The following is a 209-nucleotide window of genomic DNA, read 5'->3' on the forward strand; positions in this document are numbered from 1 at the left end:
TCAAAGTCATTGGCGACGGCGGCCACGCCCGCTGGGGTCAAGCTGATAACACCGGTCACGGGATCAATCTCAAACCAAGCGTCATCATTGCCGCTGACGATACTGTAGGTCACTGGCGTGCCTTCCGGATCGGTCGCAGACACAGTGCCAATCACAGTGCTGTCGCTGCTGTTTTCAAAATACGTAAAGTTGTAGCTGGTTTCGCCCAC

The 209-nt window shown here is 55.0% G+C and carries 1 protein-coding gene; it reads right to left on the reverse strand.

Features of this window, described 5'->3' with window-relative positions; genetic code table 11:
- On the reverse strand, positions 1-209 hold a 209-nt coding region (locus H5123_RS20890), incomplete at both ends, for a cadherin repeat domain-containing protein (RefSeq protein WP_182699105.1).

The organism is Shewanella sp. SR43-4 (assembly GCF_014163845.1).
GTDB lineage: Bacteria > Pseudomonadota > Gammaproteobacteria > Enterobacterales > Shewanellaceae > Shewanella > Shewanella vesiculosa.